The sequence below is a fragment of the Amycolatopsis pigmentata genome (assembly GCF_042684065.1).
GTDB classification, from domain to species: Bacteria; Actinomycetota; Actinomycetes; order Mycobacteriales; family Pseudonocardiaceae; genus Amycolatopsis_E; species Amycolatopsis_E pigmentata.
In genome coordinates, this window is sequence record NZ_JBHUKR010000026.1 from 1 (window position 1) to 20562 (window position 20562).

The 20562-nt window shown below is 66.8% G+C and carries 18 protein-coding genes; 6 read left to right on the forward strand and 12 right to left on the reverse strand.

Annotated features, from left to right (window positions below):
• Nucleotides 1–190: 190 nt before the first annotated feature.
• The 4 genes from ACFSXZ_RS38360 to ACFSXZ_RS38375 all read right to left on the reverse strand — a co-directional run bounded on the left by ACFSXZ_RS38360 (nt 191) and on the right by ACFSXZ_RS38375 (nt 5249).
• Nucleotides 191–502 (reverse strand): winged helix-turn-helix domain-containing protein, encoded by a 312-nt coding sequence (locus ACFSXZ_RS38360; protein ID WP_378271188.1) that lies wholly within the window; start codon nt 500–502, stop codon nt 191–193.
• A 62-nt stretch (nt 503–564) separates the two neighbouring features.
• The gene (locus ACFSXZ_RS38365; RefSeq protein WP_378271190.1) at nt 565–1209 is read right to left on the reverse strand and encodes a hypothetical protein; all 645 of its coding nucleotides are present in this window, start codon (nt 1207–1209) and stop codon (nt 565–567) included.
• Nucleotides 1210–1546: 337 nt separating this feature from the next.
• A complete protein-coding gene (locus tag ACFSXZ_RS38370; protein WP_378271191.1) occupies nt 1547–4507 on the reverse strand; it encodes a tetratricopeptide repeat protein in 2961 nt (986 codons plus the stop codon).
• A 280-nt stretch (nt 4508–4787) separates the two neighbouring features.
• Entirely contained in the window at nt 4788–5249 is a 462-nt protein-coding gene (locus ACFSXZ_RS38375; protein WP_378271193.1) for a tyrosine-type recombinase/integrase, read from the reverse strand.
• 597 nt (nt 5250–5846) lie between these two features.
• On the opposite strand from ACFSXZ_RS38375, the gene ACFSXZ_RS38380 reads away from it, so the two are divergent.
• Nucleotides 5847–6422, forward strand: coding sequence for a TetR/AcrR family transcriptional regulator (locus tag ACFSXZ_RS38380; RefSeq protein ID WP_378271194.1), 576 nt, complete (start codon nt 5847–5849; stop codon nt 6420–6422).
• Between the two features lie 13 nt (nt 6423–6435).
• Here ACFSXZ_RS38380 and ACFSXZ_RS38385 read toward each other — a convergent pair whose 3' ends face one another.
• Complete coding sequence (locus ACFSXZ_RS38385; RefSeq protein ID WP_378271195.1) at nt 6436–7503, reverse strand: alpha/beta hydrolase; 1068 nt, start codon at nt 7501–7503, stop codon at nt 6436–6438.
• A 387-nt stretch (nt 7504–7890) separates the two neighbouring features.
• Nucleotides 7891–9354 (reverse strand): AMP-binding protein, encoded by a 1464-nt coding sequence (locus ACFSXZ_RS38390; protein WP_378271196.1) that lies wholly within the window; start codon nt 9352–9354, stop codon nt 7891–7893.
• A gap of 173 nt (nt 9355–9527) precedes the next feature.
• Here ACFSXZ_RS38390 and ACFSXZ_RS38395 point away from each other — a divergent pair, with 173 nt between their 5' ends.
• The 4 genes from ACFSXZ_RS38395 to ACFSXZ_RS38410 are packed head-to-tail and all read left to right on the forward strand — an operon-like array spanning nt 9528 to nt 15405.
• The gene (locus ACFSXZ_RS38395) at nt 9528–10772 is read left to right on the forward strand and encodes a lipase family protein (RefSeq protein WP_378271197.1); all 1245 of its coding nucleotides are present in this window, start codon (nt 9528–9530) and stop codon (nt 10770–10772) included.
• A gap of 15 nt (nt 10773–10787) precedes the next feature.
• Nucleotides 10788–12017: an ABC transporter substrate-binding protein gene (locus tag ACFSXZ_RS38400; RefSeq protein ID WP_378271198.1), complete on the forward strand. Its 1230-nt coding sequence runs from the start codon at nt 10788–10790 to the stop codon at nt 12015–12017.
• Between the two features lie 8 nt (nt 12018–12025).
• Nucleotides 12026–14698 carry an ABC transporter permease subunit gene (locus ACFSXZ_RS38405; protein ID WP_378271200.1) on the forward strand — a complete coding sequence of 891 codons (2673 nt, stop codon included), beginning with the start codon at nt 12026–12028 and terminating at the stop codon, nt 14696–14698.
• On the forward strand, nt 14695–15405 hold the full coding sequence (locus ACFSXZ_RS38410) for an ABC transporter ATP-binding protein (RefSeq protein WP_378271201.1): 711 nt from the start codon (nt 14695–14697) through the stop codon (nt 15403–15405). Before ACFSXZ_RS38405 ends, ACFSXZ_RS38410 begins: the two co-directional genes overlap by 4 nt.
• On the opposite strand, the gene ACFSXZ_RS38415 is transcribed toward ACFSXZ_RS38410, so the two are convergent.
• Together ACFSXZ_RS38415 and ACFSXZ_RS38420 are read right to left on the reverse strand one after the other, a co-directional pair.
• Nucleotides 15393–16196 carry an enoyl-CoA hydratase/isomerase family protein gene (locus tag ACFSXZ_RS38415; protein ID WP_378271203.1) on the reverse strand — a complete coding sequence of 268 codons (804 nt, stop codon included), beginning with the start codon at nt 16194–16196 and terminating at the stop codon, nt 15393–15395. The two genes, ACFSXZ_RS38410 and ACFSXZ_RS38415, sit on opposite strands and share 13 nt — an antisense overlap.
• Nucleotides 16193–17194, reverse strand: coding sequence for a TIGR03617 family F420-dependent LLM class oxidoreductase (locus tag ACFSXZ_RS38420; protein ID WP_378271205.1), 1002 nt, complete (start codon nt 17192–17194; stop codon nt 16193–16195). The genes ACFSXZ_RS38415 and ACFSXZ_RS38420 overlap by 4 nt, the downstream gene beginning before the upstream one ends.
• Nucleotides 17195–17314: 120 nt before the next feature.
• On the opposite strand from ACFSXZ_RS38420, the gene ACFSXZ_RS38425 reads away from it, so the two are divergent.
• Complete coding sequence (locus tag ACFSXZ_RS38425) at nt 17315–17929, forward strand: TetR/AcrR family transcriptional regulator (protein ID WP_378271207.1); 615 nt, start codon at nt 17315–17317, stop codon at nt 17927–17929.
• A gap of 17 nt (nt 17930–17946) precedes the next feature.
• Here the strand turns inward: ACFSXZ_RS38425 and ACFSXZ_RS38430 are convergent, their stop codons facing one another.
• Genes ACFSXZ_RS38430 through ACFSXZ_RS38445 form a run of 4 tightly spaced genes read right to left on the reverse strand, consistent with a single transcriptional unit; the run spans nt 17947 to nt 20519 of the window.
• Entirely contained in the window at nt 17947–18771 is an 825-nt protein-coding gene (locus ACFSXZ_RS38430; RefSeq protein WP_378271208.1) for an SDR family NAD(P)-dependent oxidoreductase, read from the reverse strand.
• Nucleotides 18768–19007 (reverse strand): hypothetical protein, encoded by a 240-nt coding sequence (locus tag ACFSXZ_RS38435; RefSeq protein ID WP_378271210.1) that lies wholly within the window; start codon nt 19005–19007, stop codon nt 18768–18770. Before ACFSXZ_RS38435 ends, ACFSXZ_RS38430 begins: the two co-directional genes overlap by 4 nt.
• Entirely contained in the window at nt 19001–19318 is a 318-nt protein-coding gene (locus ACFSXZ_RS38440; RefSeq protein ID WP_378271211.1) for a hypothetical protein, read from the reverse strand. The genes ACFSXZ_RS38435 and ACFSXZ_RS38440 overlap by 7 nt, the downstream gene beginning before the upstream one ends.
• Nucleotides 19319–19334: 16 nt before the next feature.
• Nucleotides 19335–20519 (reverse strand): thiolase C-terminal domain-containing protein, encoded by a 1185-nt coding sequence (locus tag ACFSXZ_RS38445; protein WP_378271213.1) that lies wholly within the window; start codon nt 20517–20519, stop codon nt 19335–19337.
• Between the last annotated feature and the right edge of the window lie 43 nt (nt 20520–20562).

Sequence of the window (20562 nt, forward strand, 5' to 3'; positions counted from 1 at the left end):
CAACGACGCCGCCGCGACCATGTGCGACGACGACACCGGCTTCCGCTGCGCAACAACCACCGAAACGCTAGGCGGCCAGGAGTAACGTGGCCCGGCCGACGCCACGGCGCGGAAGCGTCGGCCGAGCTAGGGTGAGTTCCGCTATCTACGCAAGGGTTTCCTTGGCTGCAACGTGAAGCAGGGAGAGCCCTCAGCCGTGCAGCTCTCCGCGGTCGGGCGTGATGTGGTGGACGGTCGCGTTGACACCGGAGTGGTCTCGCCGGTTCGCGTCGACGACAAACGTTCCCTTGGACCGCAACGTGACGACCAGGCCGCGATGACGTAGTGCCTCTGTGGCGCGGCGCGCTGTCCCCAACGACACCTCGTAGTCCTCGGCAAGCTTTCGTTCCGCAGGTAACGGATCGCCGGGCCGCAGTTCCCCGGACATGATCCGAGCCTCGATGTGGTCAGCCATCGTTTCGTAGATGTAAGCAGGGGTGCTGGTTTCGATTTTGAAGCTCATGACAGGTGTCCGCTACTTTCCTCACCTGGTTTTTTGATATTTCCGCATGTCACTAGTAATGCTCAGGTCAAATACCCCCCGGTGGTGTCGACAACCGCGCCGTTCGCTCGGTATCGGTAGGGCAAGCCCTGCCGCGCGCGGATACCGCGCTGAGCTGTATCCCACAGCGCGGCTTGCATCTCCTCCGCGTCGCCCAAATCCCACATAAATTGAGTGGCTGTCGGGTGAACGGACCATTTCACCGTCCCCCCGAGCACACAGGTGGGAGGTAACGCCACCAGTTCACCTCGTTCAATTACCCGCACGCCGTGCGCCGCCAACTCCGGCCGCAACACCGCACCGAGACGCACAAGGAACACTGCGCCGCCAGGACCTTTCGCGACCGGGCATCCGTTCGGGGAAAGCCGAACGCGGCGACTCATTTCCCGCGCCAACGCACCAGGCACGCTGATCACGTCGAAGTCCTCGCCTGCCCGCGCGAGAACGCCGTACGGCGCGACCCTCCACCAACTCCACACCACGCGCGCGTCCCGCAATGTCCGCCCGGACGGCAACGCCGGCACCAACCCACGTACCACCCGGTCACAATGCCCCGCCGTATACCGCACGCCATCACACGCAGGCCCGGGCACAACCCCCCACCCATGGATCACGTACTCCAACGCGGCCGACTGCAGCCGCGCCTGCCTGCTGATCACGGTCACCATGTGCGTCGCTCCCTAGCGCTACGAAGTCGGTGCCACGACCTTGGCGCCTAAACCCGCCGCTAGGAACCGTCACCTATGCATATCAGCGGCCGCCATATGTACCCCGCGCATATCACCAGTTCACAAGATGTGCGGTCGGCCGATCACAGGTCGGAAGATGTCTCGCGTGGCCACATGGCGTCCGGGTCGGATCGACCTAGATGGTCCTGCCCCCTGGACGCTCTCCGCGTCGGCCGGTCTGATAGCAGCGAGCGCACCACCGCGCGGGTTCAGGGCTATCGCATGTCAGCGGCAGGTTGCCCGCCAACACGGCGGAGGCCGGAGAGCGCAACCTCGACTAGGAAAGGCTTTTCTCCCAGTGTTCGAGCGCGTTGCGGATGGTCCGGGTGTCGGGATGGTCGGCTCCGACGATCCGCAGGTGGTCAGTGAGTAGCTGTCTCAGCTCAGTGATGGCGGTGACAACATCTCCGGCTGTGCCCCGACAGTATGCGAGGTTGCTGCGGACAATGAGAGTGCCGGGATGGTCCGGCCCGAGGATTCTCAACTGGTCGGTGAGTAGCTGTTCCAACTCAGCAGTAGCGGCGTCTCCAGTCAGGCCCCGGCAGTATGCGAGGTTGCTCCGGGCGGCGAGGGTTTCAGGGTGATCGGCGCCGAGAACCCGCAGTTGGTCGGTGAGTAGCTGTCTCAGCTCAGTGACGGCGGCGACATCTCCGGCTGCGCCTCGGCAATTTGCGAGGCGGTGCCGGGCGGCGAGGGTTTCGGGGTGATCCGGGCCGAGGATACGCTCTCGGTCGGTGCGTAGCTGTTCCAGCTCAACAATCGCGCGAGTAAGATCTCCGGCCCGAGCTCGACAGTGTGCGAGGTTGTTACGGGTGATTAGGGTATCGGGGTGATCGGCGCCGAGGATACGCAGGTGATCGGTGAGTAACTGTTCCAACTCGGCAACGGCTTCGACATATCCGGCGTCAAGTCGTCGGGAGGCGAGGTTGTTGCGGGTACGCAGGGCGTTGGGGTGATCCGGGCCGATGATACGCAATTGATCAGTGCATAGCTGTTGCAGCTCAACAATCGCGCGGGCGAGATCTCCCGCCTCACCGCGGCAATCTGCGAGGTTGTTACGGGTGGTTAGCGTGTCGGGGTGATCGGCGCCGAGGATACGCAGGTGATCGGTGCATAGCTGTTCCAGCTCAACAATCGCGCCGGCGAGATCTCCCGCCCCAGCGCGACAGTGTGCGAGATTGCTCCGGGCGGTGAGGGTTTCGGGGTGATCCGGGCCGAGGATACGCTCTCGGTCGGTGCATAGCTGTTGCAGCTCAACAATCGCGCGGGCGAGATCTCCCGCCTCAGCGCGACAGAATGCGAGGGTGTTACGGGCGGTTAGCGTGTCGGGGTGATCCGCGCCGAGAATCCGCAGGTGGTCTGTAAGTAGCTCTTCCAACTCCGCGACAGCGGCAACGTCTCCAGTCTGGGCTCGCCAGGAGGCAAGGCTTCTGCGCGTCAACAGGGTGTCGGGGTCATCGGCGCCGAAAATCCGCAGCTGATCGGTGAGTAGCTGTTCCGACTCGGCAATCGCGGCGGTGAGGTATCCCGCCTCAGCTCGGCAGCATGCGATGTTGCTGCGGATGGTGAGGGTTGCTGGGTCATCGGGGCCGAGAATCCGCAGGTGGTCGGTGAGTAGCTGTTCCAATTCAGCAATCGCGGAGGCGAGGTCTCCTGCCTCAACTTGCCACGACGCAAAGTTATTTCGGGCGGCAAGGGTAACGAGTTCATCGGGGCCGAGGTGATCTGCGGCCGTGATGAGTAGTTCGCGGAAGTGGGCTACTGCGGCGGCGACCTGACCACTTTCGCCGAGACTTTGGCCGGCGCGAAACAGCACCACGTGTGCGTCGGGCTCCCATAGATGCAGGCCGGTGTTGATGTGCAGGCTGTCCGCGTTGGCGCGCAGTACCTGAGCGAATTCACTGTCGCGCTCGATTTCTGGCCACGTGTGTAGCAAAGCGTCGGCCGCAGCGTGAGCGACTTCCCCAAGCGAAGTGTCGGTGAGCCGTTCGCGGACGGCGCGTTGGACCAGGGCGTGTATCCGGACAGCTTGGAGTGGCTGGTTGAGGTGCACTGTGGCCAGGTTCAACCGATGCAAGCAGCGGAGGGCTCTACGAACGTCGTCGGTCGTGACGATGCTCTTGAGGCGGAGGGTTAGGTGTACCAGGGCGAAGGGGGCGGTGAAGACCTCAGCGGGAATGCCGTTGGGGTTCAGGACGGCGGCAAGGTTCAGGACGTGAGGGGCGAGACCGACTGGGCGCATCTTGGCGGCGGCGTCGATCGATAGGGACCAAGTTGCCGCGATCGTGTCACTGTGGTCGTCTGGCAGCGCCTCCGGTTCGGGCACCAGGTCGAGAAGTGTCCGCCGTCGATCGGCCAGCAGGTCTCGGTATTCGTTGCAGGTCAACTCTTCGTCGATCAGGTAAGCGGCAGCTTGGGCTAGAGCCAGCGGCAGGTGACCAAGGTCGTCGGCGAGCGCCGCCGCACCCTTGGCCAGATGTGCGTCATCACTGAGCTTGGCTTTCAGATAGGACAGCGATTCGGCTGGGGTGAATACACCGACAGGGACGACTACCCGACGCGGGTCTCCCCGCCGCACAGCATCGCGTCGGCGGGTAGTTACAACTACCCGCCCCGTTGCAGCAGGTGGAGGCCACAACCCCCGCATGTCACCGGGGCTTTGCAGGTCGTCGAGCACGATTAGCCACCGCTTCGATGTGGCGGCCAGTTCCGCGAGGAATCGGCGTCCGCCCTGCTCAGCATCCTGGCCGTTGTGCCAGCGGAGTTCGGTTGCCGCTGTAGCATACGTGGACACGATAGCGTCGCGCGAGCCAGCCGGTACCCAGATCAGTAGATCGATCTCGCCTGCTGCCCATGCGCCTTCGGCGTAGTCGGCAGCTAGCTGCGTTTTGCCTACACCGCCCAGACCCAACAGGACAACTGCCGACGCCGTTTCGCACTCGGCCACTGCCTGCGTCAGCACTGCCGATACTGCGCGGTCTTGGAAGCGCCCCGCACGCCACGGCACCACGCCCACCCGGTGCGGCCACACCATTTCCGGTCCGCCGCCATGGTTGTGGATGACAATGTCACCGTGGACGTCCCGAGCTTGCACACCGCCTGACGCCCGTCCAACCACAGAATTGACCGAGCCAGATCCCAGACCCTGTGAACACACTCCATCCCCTGTCGGGCTCGTCTCCTGCCGTTGCCCCATCCACACATCATCCACCATCAGCAGCGGCGTCAGACTCGACACGTCGAATCCGGGCCTGTCATGGCGTCCACTCGCAGCCGCCCGCGTTGCAGACCGCTGAATGACTCTGCGCCGCACAGCGCTGAGGGTCGCCCATGCGGTTTGGCAAATATGCGGTCAAACCTTGGAGGTAAACGGGGAAACCGCAGGTCAAGAGCGGTTTGTGCGGCACTCTGTAAATCAGACGGCACTGCCTTCAGAGGTTCGAATCCTCTACCCGCCACACCAGCTCCACTGGAGCTCTGACCTGGGGAAACAGGAGCGTGAGCACCGCTCTACGAGGTTAGAGACGATCACCCCCTCCGCTGGAAACCAGCTCTTTGGGCGCAGAGTTGTTGCCCGAAGAGCTGGCCCCTCTCGGGCCGGGGCTTCGGGGGATCAGTGTCACGAGTGATCCGGCGGCCTCGGCGAGAAGCTCGTTCAGCACGGATGTGTAGATGTCCGAGGTCGTGCTCCGCGTGCTGTGACCGAACATTCGCTGGACCACTTTGATGTCCGTGCCGATGGCGAGCGGCATCGTGGCCGCGGTGTGGCGGCAGTCGTGCAGCCGGATCGGCGGGAGGCTTGCGGCGGCGATGTGCTGGGCGAAGCGTTCGCCGATCCAGGACGGCCGCAGTGGTGAGCCGTCGGGGCGGGTGAACACTTTGCCGGAGTCGAACCACGCCTCGACCAGTTCCGCCTCGCGGCGCTGCTGTCGTTCGTGGTGTCGAAGCAGTAGGGCCGTGTCCTCGTGATCGAGTTTCACGGGTCGCCTTGAATCCGCCTTGGGCGCCTTTTCTTCGTACCCGTTGGTCTCGGTCCGTTGGACGATGATGTTGATCGGCCACGTGGTCGAAGAACATGCCGACGTGCTTGGGCTGCCACACCAGTACCTTCCCGGGGCGCAGCCCGGTCGCGTGCCAGTGGTCGACGCGTTCGTCGGTCCACACCATTGGCCGTTCCACGGTGACGGCGATGTCGAAGTGCGCGGCAGGATTGAAGGTCGGCCCGCTGCTGGGCGATCGCGTCGTTCAGCGCGGCCCGCAGCGTGCGCAGGATCGCCTTCTGCGGCACAGGACTGACGGGCCGACGGTAGGGCGGCATGGCGGCGTGCTCGGCCTGAGCCGACGCAACTCCGTCATGACCGGGCCTTGGCTCCTGTTGGCCCACAACTACCGGCGACGCTCGGCGTTGGCTGCCCGGTCGGCGTTGTTGGCCTCCGATGACCTCGTTGTCGTCCTCGATCGCGTTGAACATCTCGATCAGGTCGCCGTGCGGTGCGGCGTTACGGGTCGAGAGCGCCTGTGGTGCCGTGTCCCTTTACAGTGGGGTTTCCAGCGTGACCGATCTGTCCAGGTGGGGGATGCCGCGTAACCGACGCCCGCAGGACCGGGAAGAGAAGCGCGGTGAGATCGTCGCCGCGGCCACACGGTTGTTCGTGGAAGAAGGCTACGACCCCACGACGGTGGCGCGGATCGGGCGTGAGGCGGGGGTGACCTCCAATACCGTCTACTGGTACTTCAAGGACAAGGACGAGGTACTGGTCGCTGTTCTGGACGCGCTGTTCGCGCAGTTCCTGGCCGGCGTGGCGGAACGCTCGGCCGAACCGCCGGTCGAGCAGTTGTTGTGGGCAGTCACCGAGTTGCGGCGGGTCGATCGGCTGGTCACGACGGTACACGCCAGGGTCGCGGCATCGGAGTCACTGCGGGTGTGGCACGACGGCTTCCACGCGCAGGTGGAGACGATCCTGCGGTGGCATCTGGCCGCGTTGGGCGTGCCGGAGACCGAGCAGGACGCGATGACCCGGATCGGGGTGTTCGTCGTCGAAGGGATGCTGACACACGCAGCCGATGCCGCGGGCGATCGCGCCGTCGTCGAGACGTTGGTGCGCAGTGCCCGCGGCATCGCCGCCGTGCCGAGTTCCCCCGAGTCCAGGTGATGCGGCGGGTCGGCTACCGGCCCGCCGCGGCCGTGAACCGGGCTGCGAGGAACTGAATCTGGTCTGCGACGGCACGCTCGAACAGGTCACCGACGTAGATGTCGAAGTGGTCACCGTCGTAATGGTTGACCTGGACGTGGTCGTGCCCGACCGCAAGGCGGGCCGTGGTGCGCGCAGGGGCAGCGCGGTCGTCGTCGCACACGCACAACAGGGTCGCCGCGGCGACCCTGCGCATGTCCCTGCCCGGCCGGTACAGCGGTAACCGCAACGCAAGCCGGGCCGCGATCGCGTTGGCGCTGTCGCCGCCACCGTCCGAGCCGACCATGACACCCCAGATCGTGTCGCGGCCAACAGCGGTGTCGCCAGGGCGGAACGGCTGCCCACCCGTCTCGACGGTCGGAGACAGCCCCTTGCCCACGGCTGGGACCCGGGCAAGGGCCCCGGCGGTGCGGGGCGAGAGCCGAGACCCCGCCGGTATCAGCTTGGACGCCGCGGCGATCGCGGTCGGCGACACCAGGAAGGCGGGCATCCACCAGACCCCGACCACCGGAGCCAGCACTGGCTTCGCCCCGAACACCGACCCGACGACATCGAGCACAGCGCTGATGATGAGCCCGATCATGCTCAATGGGCTGGACCGGAACCGGGACATCAACGACGCCGGACCGTCGGTGAACGGACACTGGGCCACCACCGCGGCCACGCCGTGGTCCTCGCTTGCGACCCGCAGCACGTGCCCGCCGCCGAACGAGGTCCCCCACACCGCGATCCGGTCCGGGTCGACCTCCGGCAGGGACCGGCCGTAGGTCAGTGCCGCCCGCCAGTCGTCGAGCTGGTCGCCGATGTCGAGCAACTGCCGAGGAGATCCCTCGCTGGCACCCAGGTACCGGTAGTCGAACACCAGCACCATCCACCCTTGCGCGGCGAACCGCTCCGCGAACGCGTCCAACCGCCACTCCCGCACCGCACCCAACCCGTGCGCCATGACCACCAACGGCCGAGGCCCGCCTTCCGCTGCCGGTATGTACAGCCACGCCGCGCACCGCACGCCCCCTGACTCGAACCACACGTCCCGCCGCACCGGCGCAGTGTGGCTGTCTTTCTCCGCCGAAGTTTCCATCGCCTGCCTTATTCAGCTCGCCTGTCGCTCTTGACTTGCGATCAAGAGCCAGTTGACGCGAAGGCTAGGGTTATCTTGATTGAGAGTCAAGAAAGAGGTGGCGCTGGTTATCCCGGAAAACTGTGCGAACCCGCGATCGGCCAGCGCGGTATGGAAAGCGGTTTCTCCCTGCGGCGAAAGGACATCGGCGATCTGTGGTGACAGACCACTCCAGAGGGGCGCCCCAGGATGAACCCGGCCTCCGGCCTCAGTTCGTTCCCCATCTCCGTCAAAGGTGTCGTCGTCCGGATGGATACCAGCGTTCCATCGCGACCTGGTTCACCATGCTGGCCGAACGCCTGAGCCGGATCACGGGATCATCGTGACCCGTTCGGCGCGCAAGGCTGCTCGGCGAACTTTGCCCGCGTCGTCACGGAGAGGCTGGTCGGTGAACTCGTAAGACCTGGGGAGCTTGTACGGCGAGATGCGGTCCCGGAGGAAGCGGTCAAATTCTTCCGTGGGGACCGCACGCGTCGTCTGGACGATGGCGTGTGGGGCGGCGCCGAGGTCGGCGTGGGGCAGACCGATCACACAGGAGGTGAGCACGGCCGGGTGCTCGTCGAGGGCGGCTTCGAGTTCCGCCGGATACACGTTCGAGCCGCCGACGACGATCATGTCGCTGTCCCGGTCGGTGAGGTAGAGGTAGCCGTCCTCGTCGAAGTAGCCGACGTCGCCGAGGCATTGCCAGCCACCATCCCGTTCGTTCGGGTTGCTACCGATGTAGTGGTAGCCCGCCGGGACACCCGGGCCACGGCGGAGCCAGACCCGGCCGGTCCGCCCTGGGGGAAGCCGCGTCTCGTCCTCGTCCCAGATCTCGATCTCACCGATCGCGGGCCTGCCGACCGAGCCGGGGTGCCGCAACCACTCGTTCCCGTCGATCCGCGTCGCGGCAAGCGACTCGGTGGCCGAGAACACTTCGAGGAGCCGGTCGGGGCCGAGCCAATCGATCCACGCGCGCTTGAGCCAGGACGGGCACGGCGCCGCCATGTGGACGACGCGCCGGAGGGCTGACAGGTCGTATCGCGCACGGATCGCGGGGTCGAGCCGCCAGATCCGCTGCATCATCGTGGGCACGACATAAAGCCAGCCGGCGCGGTGCCCGGCGACATCCGCCAGCAGCCGTTCCGCGTCGAACCGCGACTGCAGCACGACATGTGAACCAGCGAGAAGCCCGAGCGTCGCGAACAGGAACGGCGCATTGTGGTGCAGCGGCCCTGGCACCACAACGGTGTCCTGCCGCGGGAGGTCGACGCTGTCGGCCACGGGCACGATCTGCTCGACGACTGCGGGCGTGTCGACCACGATGACCTTCGGCCGGCCGGTACTGCCTCCCGTCACCGTCGCCTTCCAGACCGGTGCGATGGCCGGGGCCAGCGGGCGATCGTCGAACGCGGGCGCCTCCGAGGGCAGGTCGCGATATGCCGGCGAGACCGCCGCCCCGACCACACCGGCAGGCCGCACCAAGTCGACTATCCCGGAGATTTCGCGCGAAGTCATGCTCGGCGACAGCGGCTGCGGGACGGCGCCGAGCTTCCAGATGGCGAAGGCGGCCGCGAAGTAGTCGGGCGAGTTACCGAGGACGATGCTGACGAAGTCACCACCACGCACGCCGTGTGCGGCGTACGCACGGGCGAGCTGATTGCTGCGACGCTCCAGTTCCCCCCGGCTGAGCATGTCGCTCCCGCAGGTGATGGCGGGCCGCTCCGGGTCCTCGGCCGCAAACCGGGCCAACGCCTCGCCGAACGTCGTCGCAGCCATGCCAGTGTCGCCCATGACACCGCCCCTTTCTTGCTTGCGGTCAGGGCTGACCGTACGCAACTCTCGGCATAAAGTCGAGACTAACTGGTTTTGCATGGCCGCATCCCGAAGTACTTGACTCAAAGTATCAGTCAGATCAGACTGTTTTAGCCCGAGCGAGCCTGACAACGAGGACAGGGAGCGTGCTCATGCGTCGGTTATTTCGCCGAGTGGCGGTGGTAGTGGGCGCCGCAGCGGTCACGATGGCGTTCCTGACCGCGTCCGCCGGCGCGGCGAGGTCACCCGGACCGGTTCCGGTGCCGTCGGACGATCATTTCTACTCTGTCCCGCCTCGCCTGGAGAGCGTGCCGCCGGGCGCGGTACTGCGCTCGCGCCGGGTCGAACTACCCCCGCAAAGCGGCGCGCTCTCGGGTGAGGCCTGGCAGGTGTTGTACCGGACCACGGACAACCACTGGCGCCCGACCGCGACCGTGGAAACAATCCTGGTTCCGCGTGGACTCCCGAAGCCGGGCGGCGCCCGCCCGCTGTTGTCGTACCAGGTGCCCGAGGACGGGCTTGCGCTGACCTGCGCGCCTTCCTACCAACTACGCGCGGGCACGGTCGGCACCATCCAGGCCGACGAGTCCTCCATGGCCGCCGCGCTCTCCCGTGGCTGGACGGTCGTCGTCCCGGATTACGAGGGGCCAGAGTCCGAGTTCTTCGGCGCTGCCGGCACGGCACACGGCGTGCTGGACGGGATCCGTGCGGCGCTGCGGTTCGGGCCGGCCGGCGTCTCGTCGCGATCACCGGTCGGAATGTGGGGCTACTCGGGCGGCGGGCACGCGACCGCGGTCGCCGCGCAGGCGCAACGCCGGTACGCACCCGAACTCCGGCTGAGCGCGATCACCATGGGCGGGCTGCTCGCGGACGGCAACGAGACACTGCAAGCGGTCAGCGGCACGGTGTTCTCCGGTGACATCCCCTTCGCGCTCGCCGCGCTGGAACACTCTTATCCCGAGGCACACGTCGAGCGATATCTCAACGCATACGCACAAGGCCTCGTGGACTCCGTGTCGCACGGCTGCACGACCGACGCCGTCAAAAAAGGACCGTTCTTCGCCACGCTGGCGCAGTTCGAAGCCTACCCCGGTTCCTTGACCGGAGGCCCGTTCCAGCGATTCGTGCACGACGTCAGTCCCGTCGGGCTCGGTGGCATTCCCACCGCACCGGTCCATGACTACCACGGCAGCGAAGACCAGCTGACCCCTGTCGGCGGTGATCGCGCAGTCATGCGCCAGTACTGCGCCGGCGGCGCCACCGTGCAGCACGTCGAGTACCCAGGCGACCACAGCGCCGCGGCGACAGCGGGACTGCCCGGTGCGCTCGCGTTCCTGGACAACCGGTTCGCCGGCGCTCCCGCCCCCGACAACTGCGCGACCATTCCCGCGCCCTGAACCAAGGATCACGACATGATGACCTTCGCACAAATTCGCAGGGCAGGAACCGCCCTGCTCGCCACCGCCACTGCCGTCACACTTTCCGCCTGCGGTGCGTCAACCGGCACCTCGAACGACGACATCGTCATCGGCAGCCTGGGCCCTTACACGGGCACCTATTCGAGCACTTACGGCGCCGTGCCCCAGGTGTTGTCCGCCTGGGAGCAGACGATCAACGCGGCCGGCGGGATCAACGGCAAGCACGTCAAGGTGATCACCAAGGACATCGGCACCACCACGGGGGCCGCCAACGCCGCGGTTCGCGAACTCATCGACCGGGACCACGTGGTGGCCGTGGTCGCCAACCAGGACGCCGGTGACACCGCGTGGCAGCCTTACGCGGCGAGCAAGGGGGTGCCGATCCTGAGCGCCACCACCGAAACGGGCTCCTACATCGACGGCAACAACTTCAACGCGCAGGGCTCCGCGTTCGCGGTCGTCTACGGGCTTGGGGAACAGGCGAAAGCCGCCGGCGGCAAGCTCGGCATGGCCTACTGTGCCGAACAACCCAGCTGTGCCCAGCAGGCGCAACTGCTGCAGATCTTCGTCAAGGCGCAGAGCGTGCAGATTCCGGTCGCGGCCAAGGTTCCCGCGACTACCGCCGATTTCACCGCGTTCTGCCAGCAGTTCGCCACCGCGGGGGTCAGCGCGATCTTCAACTCGCTGTCCAACGAACTGGCTCAGCGGATGAACGACACCTGCGCGCAGCAAGGTGTGCAGGCCAAGCAGATCATCAGCGGGGCGCTGACCAACCTGCAGTGGAAGACCGATCCGGTCTACCGCGACAGCGTCGTGCTCGATGTGGTCGCCCCGTTCTTCGACACCTCGGTGCCCGGCGTCCACGCTTACCGGCAGGCACTGGAAAAGTACGGGTCCGCGATGACCGGGACCGAACAGGACAACTCCATGGCGTTGCGCGCCTGGGCCTCGGCGCAGCTGTTCGCCGCCGCCGCGAAGACCGCACCTGGCGCGGTGACCTCCGACGCGATCAAGCAGGGCCTCTACCGCCTCAAGGGGCAGACGCTGGACGGCATCGTGCCTCCGATCGTGTTCACCCCGGAGAAGCCGGCCAGCGCGCAGTGCTACTTCCGGTGGAGCCCGTTCGGCCAGTTCCAGTCGCTCGACGGCGCCAAGCCCACCTGCATCCCGGCCGCGACGATCGACCCGCTGATCGCCCCGGTTCTGCAGCAGATGACCAAGTAGGAACTCGCATGCTGCCGTTCGTTCTCGCCGGGCTGACCACCGGGTCCGTGTTCGCGCTCGCCGCGACCGGCCTCGTGTTGACCTACAAGACCTCCGGCATCTTCAACGTCGCGCACGGCGCGCTGGCCAGCGTCGGGGCATTCCTCTTCTACTTCCTCAATGTCCAGCAGCACATTCCGTGGCCGGTAGCGGCGGCGATCTGCGTGTTCGTCGCCGGCCCGGGCGTCGGTCTCGTGCTGGAAGGACTGACCCGCCGCCTGCAAGCACGGCCGCTGACCGTGACCGTGCTCGGCACGGTCGGGCTCCTGCTCGTGGTCCAGGGTGGGATCGACCTGGTCTACACCCCGGGCGTCCAACGCTCGGTACCGCAGTACCTGCCCACCGCGGCCGTCGACATCTTCGGCACGCCGGTCGCGGTGTACCGGCTCATCATCATCGGTCTCGCGCTGGCGGTCGCGATCGCGCTGACCCTGCTGCTGCGGTATACGCAGACCGGTTTGGCCATGTCCGCGGTCGTCGACGACCCCGTGCTGTTGGAGCTGACCGGCACCGATCCGGTGCGCGTGCGCCGGATCGCCTGGATGATCGGCTCGTGCACGGCGACGCTGTCCGGGGTCTTGCTGGTTCCGTTGCTACAGCTGGATTCCACCGCCCTGACCCTGCTCATCGTGACCGCGTTCGGCGCCGCCGCGCTCGGCGCCTTCACCAACCTGCCGCTCGTCTACGCCGGCGGCCTCGTGCTGGGAGTGGCGCAGGCGTTGCTGCAGAAGTACTTCGTCGACACCACCAGCCTGCTCGGTGGGCTGTCCGCGGCGCTGCCCTTCCTCCTGCTGTTCCTGCTCCTGGTCGCCGCACCCCGGCTGCGAAGCCCGATCAGTGGCGCGGCGGTACGGCGCACCGCGACCACCGCGTGGCGCCCGCCACCAATGGTGCGCGGCGCCGGAGCGGTCGCTTTGCTCACCGTACTGGCCGCGGTCCCACTGTTCGCTGGTTTCCAGCTGAACGCGTGGACCCGGTTCCTCGCCTACGGCATCGTGTTCCTGTCTCTCGGCCTGCTGGTGCGGCTCTCCGGTCAAGTTTCGCTTGCGCATGTGAGCTTCATGGTGATCGGCGTCGTCGTGTTCGGGCACGTCACGGCGGAAGGCCACTGGCCGTGGCTGATCGCGGTGCTCGTCGCCGGGCTCGCGGCCGCACCGGTCGGCGCGCTGCTCGCGATCCCCGCCATCCGGTTTCCCGGCCTGTATCTGGCGCTCGCCACGCTCGGGTTCGGATTGTTACTGCAGGCGATGTTCTACAACCAGTCGTACCTGTTCGGCGCCCTGGGCCTGGGGCTGACCATTCCACGTCCGGAAACCGCTGGCCTCACCGGCGACACCGGTTACTACTACGTCGTCCTCGCATTCGCGGTCGCTGTCGCACTTCTTGTTCTGGCGCTCGAAAACGGCCGCCTCGGACGGTTGTTGCGAGCCATGGCGGACAGCCCGACCGGGCTGTCCGCGAACGGTGCCTCGATCAATGTCAGCAAAGTGCTGGTGTTCTGCCTGTCCGCGTCATTGGCCGCGATCGGTGGCGTACTCGACGGCGCGACCACCGGCTACGTCGGCCCGGACGGGTACCAGCCGATCACCTCGCTGCAACTGTTCGCGCTGGCGGCCATCGCGATCGGCCGGTTGCCGTGGTACGCCGCGGTCGCGGCGGCGGGGCAGGTCCTCGTGCCGGCCTACGTTTCGAACGAGGTGGTGGTCACCAGCGCGTTGACGGTCGCGTTCGGGGTGGCCACGGTCGTCGCCGCCATCCAGTCCCGTCCCGCCACCATTCCCGGCGCGGTCCGCCGGATCCTCGACCGGATTCCGGCGCCACGCCGACGGCGCACGACAACGGTCGCCGCGGTGCGTCACCAGACCGATGCCATACGGCTGAACGTGGACAACGCCGTCGTCCGGTACGGCGGTCTGGTCGCGGTCGACGGTGTCACGGTGGAGGCGAGAGCCGGCACCGTAACGGGGTTGATCGGCCCTAACGGCGCGGGCAAGACCACGGTTTTCAACGCCTGCTCCGGCCTGGTGCGCCCGGCCTCAGGCACGGTGACGCTCAACGGCGAACCGATCGGCAGGCTGGGGCCCGCCGCGCGGGCACGACGTGGCCTCGGCCGGACCTTCCAGCGCATGGAACTGTTCGAGACGCTCACCGTCCGGGAGAACGTCGCGATGGGACGCGAAGCGCGTTATGCGGGATGGAATCCATGCACCCACCTGATTTCACCTCGCGGCCAACGGCGTGAGATCGACACGCGTGCGGAGTGGGCAATCAGCCTGTGCGGCATCGAGGAACTGGCCGTCGCTCCTGTTTGGACACTGTCGACCGGGCAGCGCCGGCTGGTCGAACTCGCCCGCTGCCTGGCGGGCGACTTCGGGCTGCTGCTGCTCGACGAACCGTCCTCCGGGTTGGATCACGAGGAAACAGCGCGGTTCGGCGACATCCTCGCCACCATCGCGGAGGATGGTGCCGGGATTCTGCTCGTCGAGCACGACCTGACGCTGATCACCAGGCTGTGTAGCCAGGTCTACGTCCTCGACTTCGGCAAACCCATCATCGACGGGACGCCGCAAGAGGTTCTCGGCTCCGCCGTCGTGCGTCAGGCCTACCTGGGTCAGAAAGAAATCACGGAGACACGACGATGACCGCACCAGTGATCGAAATGTCCGGGGTCACCGCCGGATACGAGAGCCTCACCGCGCTGCGGGAGGTGTCCGTCACCGTGCACGCCGGCGAGGTGCTCGCGGTCCTCGGCGCCAACGGAGCGGGGAAATCCACGTTGCTGCGAGCGGCGGCAGGCGTGATCCGCCCTTGGGCGGGGCGGGTAGTGCTCGACGGTACCGATGTCACCCGGGCGCCCGCGCACCAGCGCGTGGCTCGCGGGTTGTGCCTGATCCCGGAGGGCCGGGGCATTTTTCGCAACCTGACCGTCGCGCAGAACCTGCGTTTGCAGGCGGGGTCGGCGGAACGCGCGGAAGCCGGTCTGGACCGGGTCGCGCACCTGTTCCCGGTGCTGCGTGACCGGATCCGCCAGACGGCGGGTACGCTCTCCGGCGGCCAGCAGCAAATGCTCGCGATGGCCCGGGCCTACCTCACGCGGCCCCGCGTCGTCCTCATCGACGAGGTGTCGATGGGACTCGCACCGGTGGTGCTCGACGACATCTTCGCCGCACTGCGCACCCTTGTCGCGGACGGGACGGCTCTGATCATCGTGGAACAGTACGTCTCCCGTGCCCTCGATCTCGCCGACACCGCGATGCTGCTCGTCAAGGGCCGGACCGCCTATCGCGGTCCGGCCACCGACCTCGACGAGGCGGCTATCGCCCGGGACTATCTGGGCTACGCATCCTGACCGAACCGCGGCGTGCGGCGCTCACGGAACGCCGCCACCGCTTCGGCCATGTCGTCGGTGCGGGAGGCGAGCACCTGGTTGCGGTTCTCCAGTTCGATCGCCGCCTCCATCGACGGGGCATCGACGTTCAGTTGCAGCACCTGCTTGGTCAGCCGCAGCCCGAACGGGCTGTTCGCGGCGAACTCGGCCGCCAGCGCGGCCGCATCCGCGGGCAGATCCTCGCTCACCCGGTTCACCAAACCGATCCGGCAGGCCTCGGCCGCGTCGATCAACCGTCCGGACAGCATCAGTTCCGATGCGTGTCCGAGCCCGACCACCCGCGGCAACAGCCAGGAGACCCCGACATCGCAACCGGACAGTCCTAATCGGACAAAAGCGACGTTGAACTTCGCCTGTGGGCTCGCGATCCGAACGTCGGCCGCCAGCGCGATCGCCAACCCGCCGCCCGCGGCGGGACCGTTCACCGCGGCGATCACGGGCTTGGGCAAGTGCCGCAGCTTGGCGATCACCCCGGCACCGAACTCCTGGTCACGCATGAACTCTTCGGTCCTCATCCGGGGGAGCTGATCGATGAAGTCCAGATCCGCGCCCGCGCAGAATCCACGGCCGCTCCCGGTGATCACCAGGACCCGCGTTTCGGCGTCCTCATCGACGAGGTCCACCAGCCGCGCCAGATCGGACCACATGTCGTAGCTCAGCGCGTTGAGCCGCTGCGGCCGATGCAGCGTCGCGAGCACCGTGCCGCCCGTGATCATCTCGGTGCGGATGGTGGCCAGTCCGTACCTGCTCATCGGGTCACCGCCGCTGCGGCGGCTTGAACGCTTCGCGACGCGGTCAGTGCCGTGTCGAGCCGAGGCTTGCGCGGGAAGACCAAGGTGACCCGGTCGAGCAGACCGGCGAAGCGCTGGGAGACGGTCTCCCCCACCCTGTCCGGTTCCGCGACGACGGCGAAGGTCGTGAGGATCTCGTCGGTGATCAGTTTCGCCATGTCTGTCCAAGCACCCCGTTTCGACAACACATTGAGTTCGCTCTGCAATTCGCCGCAGCCGTGCTGGTCCAGGATCGGCCGGTAGGCAGGTGTCGAGGCGTAGAAGGCGACCTGCCGCCGAGTCGCCTCGATCGCGGCGGAGAGCTCGTCTTCGCCCACGCCGGTGGCCACCAGCACCTCGCCGGCGATCGTGAACTCCCCTCCGGGCAGCAAAGGGCGCATCGTGTCCGCCAGGTATCGCGGAGTGGTCAGCGGATGGCAGATGACGCCATCGGCCACCTCGCCCGCGACGCGGGTCATCTCCGTGCCCACCGCGGCGAGGACGATCCGGGGCGCGGCGTACGGCAACGGACCCGGATCGAACATCGGCGTCATCAGCGTGTGGGTGTAGAAATCGCCGCGAAAGTCGAGTTTCGTTCCGTCCTGCCAACTACGCCAGATCGCCCGGATCGCCGTGACGAATTCGCGCATCCGTGCGGCCGGGTGTGACCACGGCATGCCGTAGCGCTTCGTGATGTGCGGTCGAATCTGCGTACCAAGCCCTAACAGCAACCGGCCGCCGGAAAGACGCTGCAGGTCGCACGCGCTGACGGCTACGGTCATCGGCGTGCGCGCGAAGGCGATCGCGATGGCGGAGCCGAGTTGGATTTCAGAGGTGCCGACGGCGGCGACGGCAAGGTTCAGGAACGCGTCGTGGCTCGTCTCCGGGACGAGAAACCCGTCGAGGCCGGCCTTCTCGGCGGCCTTGGCGGTTGTGGTGATCGCCGGGACGTCGCCGGCGAACATGAGGTCGACTTTCACCCGGAATCTCCTGTCTGGGAAACACGAATTTACCGTCAGGGTAGGCTGTAATGTGGGAGAATCGACCGTGCCGATACACCATGCCCGCGGTCGATTTCGCTGAAACAGTAGGAGTGTTTGGTGGCCGGCAATACAGTCAGGACGAGCAGGACGCAAGCCGAGCGATCGGCCGCGATGCGCCGACGGCTGCTCGACGCGACGACCCTGTGCCTGTCCGAAGTGGGCTATCAGGCGACGACGACCGCCGAGGTACAGCGCCGGGCGGGGGTGTCGCGCGGAGCGCTGCTGCATCATTTCGCCTCGCGCACCGAACTGATGCTCGCGGCGGTCGATCATCTCACCCGGCAACGGCTGGACGAGGTGATCAAGCTGACGCGTGCGAAAGCCCCGCCGGGTGCCGGCCGCATCGAATGGGCGATTCGCGTGCTCTGGTCCAGTTTCGACGGGCCCCTGTTCACCGCCGCGCTCGAACTCTGGATGGCCGCACGGCACGACCCGGACCTGCTCGGCCCGTTGATCCCGCAGGAACGGATACTCGGGCATTCGATCCGGGCCTCGACGGCGGAGCTGTTCGGTCCGCCGTTCAACTCCTCGCCCGAGTTCGAGAAGGTCACCGACCTGCTGGGAGACGCGATGCGTGGCGCGGCCGCTCGTCGCGTGCTGCGCCCGGACTCCTCCGACGAACGGCTCATCAAGACCTGGGTGGAAATCGCCGAGGAGCGTCTGACGAGGTGATCGCCGCGGCCACCCGGTCAGCCGGTGAAGCCGCCGGCACATTGGAGCGTCTGCCCGGAGATGTAGTCGGACTCGGGAATGCACAACAGGTACACCGCTCCGGCCGCGTCCTCGGGCGTGCCCGCCCGCCGCAGCGGGATGAGCTCTTCGAGTCGCTCGAGCAACTGTGGGTTGATGCCGACCTTGATCTCCTGACCCCGCACGTCGATCGTGGCGCCTTCGTCGGCGGCCGTGGTCAACCGGGTGCCGATGAGTCCGAACGCGACGGCGTTCACCGTGGTGTTCAGCCGCCCCCACTCCTTCGCGAGCGTACGGGTCAGCCCCTCGAGGCCGGCCTTGGCGGCCGAGTAGTTCGCCTGCCCCACGGTGCCGTAGATACCGGACAGCGAACTGACGTTGACCACCTTGCGGCACACCGTGCGGCCGGCCGCACGATCGGCCGCCACGGCCGCCTTGATCACCGGCTGGGCAGCGCGCAGGATCCGGAACGGAGCGGTGAGGTGCACCGCCAGGATCGCGTCCCACTGCTCGTCGGACATCTTCTGGATCACGTTGTCCCAGGTGAAGCCGGCATTGTTGACGATGATGTCGATGCCTCCGAAGGTGTCGACCGCGGCGCCGACGAACGTGTCGGCGAAACCGGGGTCGGCGACGCTGCCCGGTACGGCCACCGCCTGTCCGCCCGCGGCGACGATGTCGGCCACCGTCTGCTCCGCGGGTTCGGCGTCGAGGTCGTTGACCACGACAGCGGCACCCGCGGCCGCCAGTTTCAGCGCCACCTGACGGCCGATACCGCGGCCGCTGCCGGTGACCAGCGCTGTCTTGCCCTCGAGTGTCGTCACAGTTCAGTCTCCTTCGGACGGACGGTGGCTTGCCCGGTGAGTGTCACGGTGCCGTCGGCGAGTTCGACCCGAAGGTCGATCAGGAGGTCGCCCTCTCGCGCATCGACGATCTGTCCGAAACAGGTCGGCCGGGCATGAACGGGTGTGATCGCGTTGAAGCGCACGGAAAACTCGCGCAGCTGCCCTGGGCGGAAATGGCCGGTGAGGAGCCTGCCGAGGTAAGCCATGCTCAGCATGCCCTGCGCGAAGACATCTCAAGACCCGCGGCGCGCGCCGCGTCCACGTCGATGTGCAGTGCGTTGTGATCGCCGGAGCCTCCAGCGAAAAGCGCCAGCGTAGTCCGTGAGATCGGTGGCAGGGCAAGCGGTTCCAATCGGTCCCCCACTTGCCAGCCAGATTGGCTGCGGTCCGTCTCCGCCTGCTTTTGGTCGGATTGGTAACACGGCTCGGTTTCACCGATCGACTTCGCGAACAGCTGCAACCTGCCGCGTTCGACGGTCATGGTCAAGGGCGGTGTGGTTCCGATCGCGGAACGTGGAATGCTCACGTTGTTTCCCGGATTCTCAGTTCACGGATTCGTAGACCGTCACCACGCATGCCGAACCAAGGCCGACGTTGTGCTGCAGCGCGACCTTCGCGCCCTCCACCTGCCGGTCGCCGGCCTGTCCGCGCAGTTGCCAGGTCAGCTCCGCGCACTGGGCGAGACCGGTCGCGCCGAGCGGATGTCCTTTCGACAACAACCCACCGGAGGGGTTCGTCACCACTCGGCCGCCGTGGGTGTTCTGTCCGTCCACAATGAACTTCTCCGCCGTCCCCTCCGGAGTCAGGCCGAGCGCTTCGTAGGCGATCAGCTCGTTCGCGGTGAAGCAGTCGTGCAACTCGACCACCGGCACGTCCTCAGGCCCGATCCCTGCCTGCGCATAGGCCCCTTCCGCGGCCCGGACGGCGATGTCGTACCCGACGAGCTGTCGCGCGTCACCGGTAAAGGTCGTCTCGGTGTCGGTGGCCAGCATCTGCCCGGCGATTCGCACCTTCGCCGCCGTTCCGTGCCGCTTGGCGTACTCCTCGCTCACCAGCACGACCGCGGCGGCACCGCTGGTCGGCGGGCAGCACTGCAACCGGGTCAAGGGACCGTAGATCTGCGGTGAGGCCAGCACCTCGTCGAGAGTGATCTCCTCACGGAAGACCGCGTACGGGTTGGCGGCGGCGTGCCGCCGGGCCTTGACCGAGATGAGTGCGAAGGCTTCAGCGGAAGTGCCGAATCGCTCCTGGTGCGCCCGCCCGGCGGCGCCGAAAACCTGTGCCGCGCCCGGTGTCCCGGCCGGTGCCACCCCGTACAACTCGTCGTGCCTGGCCATGAACGAGGCCACCGGGCTGAGTCGGTCGGTCCAGTGATCGACCAGCGCCCCCGGCCGCATCTCCTCGAACCCGAACGCCAGCGCGACATCGACCTCACGCGAGACGATCGCCTGGCGCGCCAGCCACAGCGCCGAGGAGCCGCTCGAGCAGTTGTTGCTGACGTTCACCAGCGGCACGCCCGGCATTCCCAACCGGTACAGGGCCGCCTGCCCGCAGGTCGAGTCGCCGTACACATACGACGCGAAAACCTGCCGCACGTCGGCCAGATCAAGACCGGCATCGGCAAGAGCCGCCTCGATCGCCGCGGGCGCGAGCTCCTCATAGTGCTTCCCGGCGCTGGGTTTCGCGAAAGGGACCATGCCGACACCTGCTACGCGAACCTGAGTCATCGACGCCTCCATTTACAGTCAGACCTGACTGATATTAGGCATG

What these genes read in the sequence shown, in the direction of transcription:
- ACFSXZ_RS38360 (WP_378271188.1), bottom strand. Translation starts at nt 502, where the DNA reads ATGAGCTTCAAAATCGAAACCAGCACCCCTGCTTACATCTACGAAACG.
- ACFSXZ_RS38365 (WP_378271190.1), bottom strand. Translation starts at nt 1,209, where the DNA reads ATGGTGACCGTGATCAGCAGGCAGGCGCGGCTGCAGTCGGCCGCGTTG.
- ACFSXZ_RS38380 (WP_378271194.1), top strand. Translation starts at nt 5,847, where the DNA reads ATGCCGCGTAACCGACGCCCGCAGGACCGGGAAGAGAAGCGCGGTGAG.
- ACFSXZ_RS38390 (WP_378271196.1), bottom strand. Translation starts at nt 9,354, where the DNA reads ATGGGCGACACTGGCATGGCTGCGACGACGTTCGGCGAGGCGTTGGCC.
- ACFSXZ_RS38395 (WP_378271197.1), top strand. Translation starts at nt 9,528, where the DNA reads ATGCGTCGGTTATTTCGCCGAGTGGCGGTGGTAGTGGGCGCCGCAGCG.
- ACFSXZ_RS38400 (WP_378271198.1), top strand. Translation starts at nt 10,788, where the DNA reads ATGATGACCTTCGCACAAATTCGCAGGGCAGGAACCGCCCTGCTCGCC.
- ACFSXZ_RS38405 (WP_378271200.1), top strand. Translation starts at nt 12,026, where the DNA reads ATGCTGCCGTTCGTTCTCGCCGGGCTGACCACCGGGTCCGTGTTCGCG.
- ACFSXZ_RS38410 (WP_378271201.1), top strand. Translation starts at nt 14,695, where the DNA reads ATGACCGCACCAGTGATCGAAATGTCCGGGGTCACCGCCGGATACGAG.
- ACFSXZ_RS38415 (WP_378271203.1), bottom strand. Translation starts at nt 16,196, where the DNA reads ATGAGCAGGTACGGACTGGCCACCATCCGCACCGAGATGATCACGGGC.
- ACFSXZ_RS38435 (WP_378271210.1), bottom strand. Translation starts at nt 19,007, where the DNA reads ATGCTGAGCATGGCTTACCTCGGCAGGCTCCTCACCGGCCATTTCCGC.
- ACFSXZ_RS38445 (WP_378271213.1), bottom strand. Translation starts at nt 20,519, where the DNA reads ATGACTCAGGTTCGCGTAGCAGGTGTCGGCATGGTCCCTTTCGCGAAA.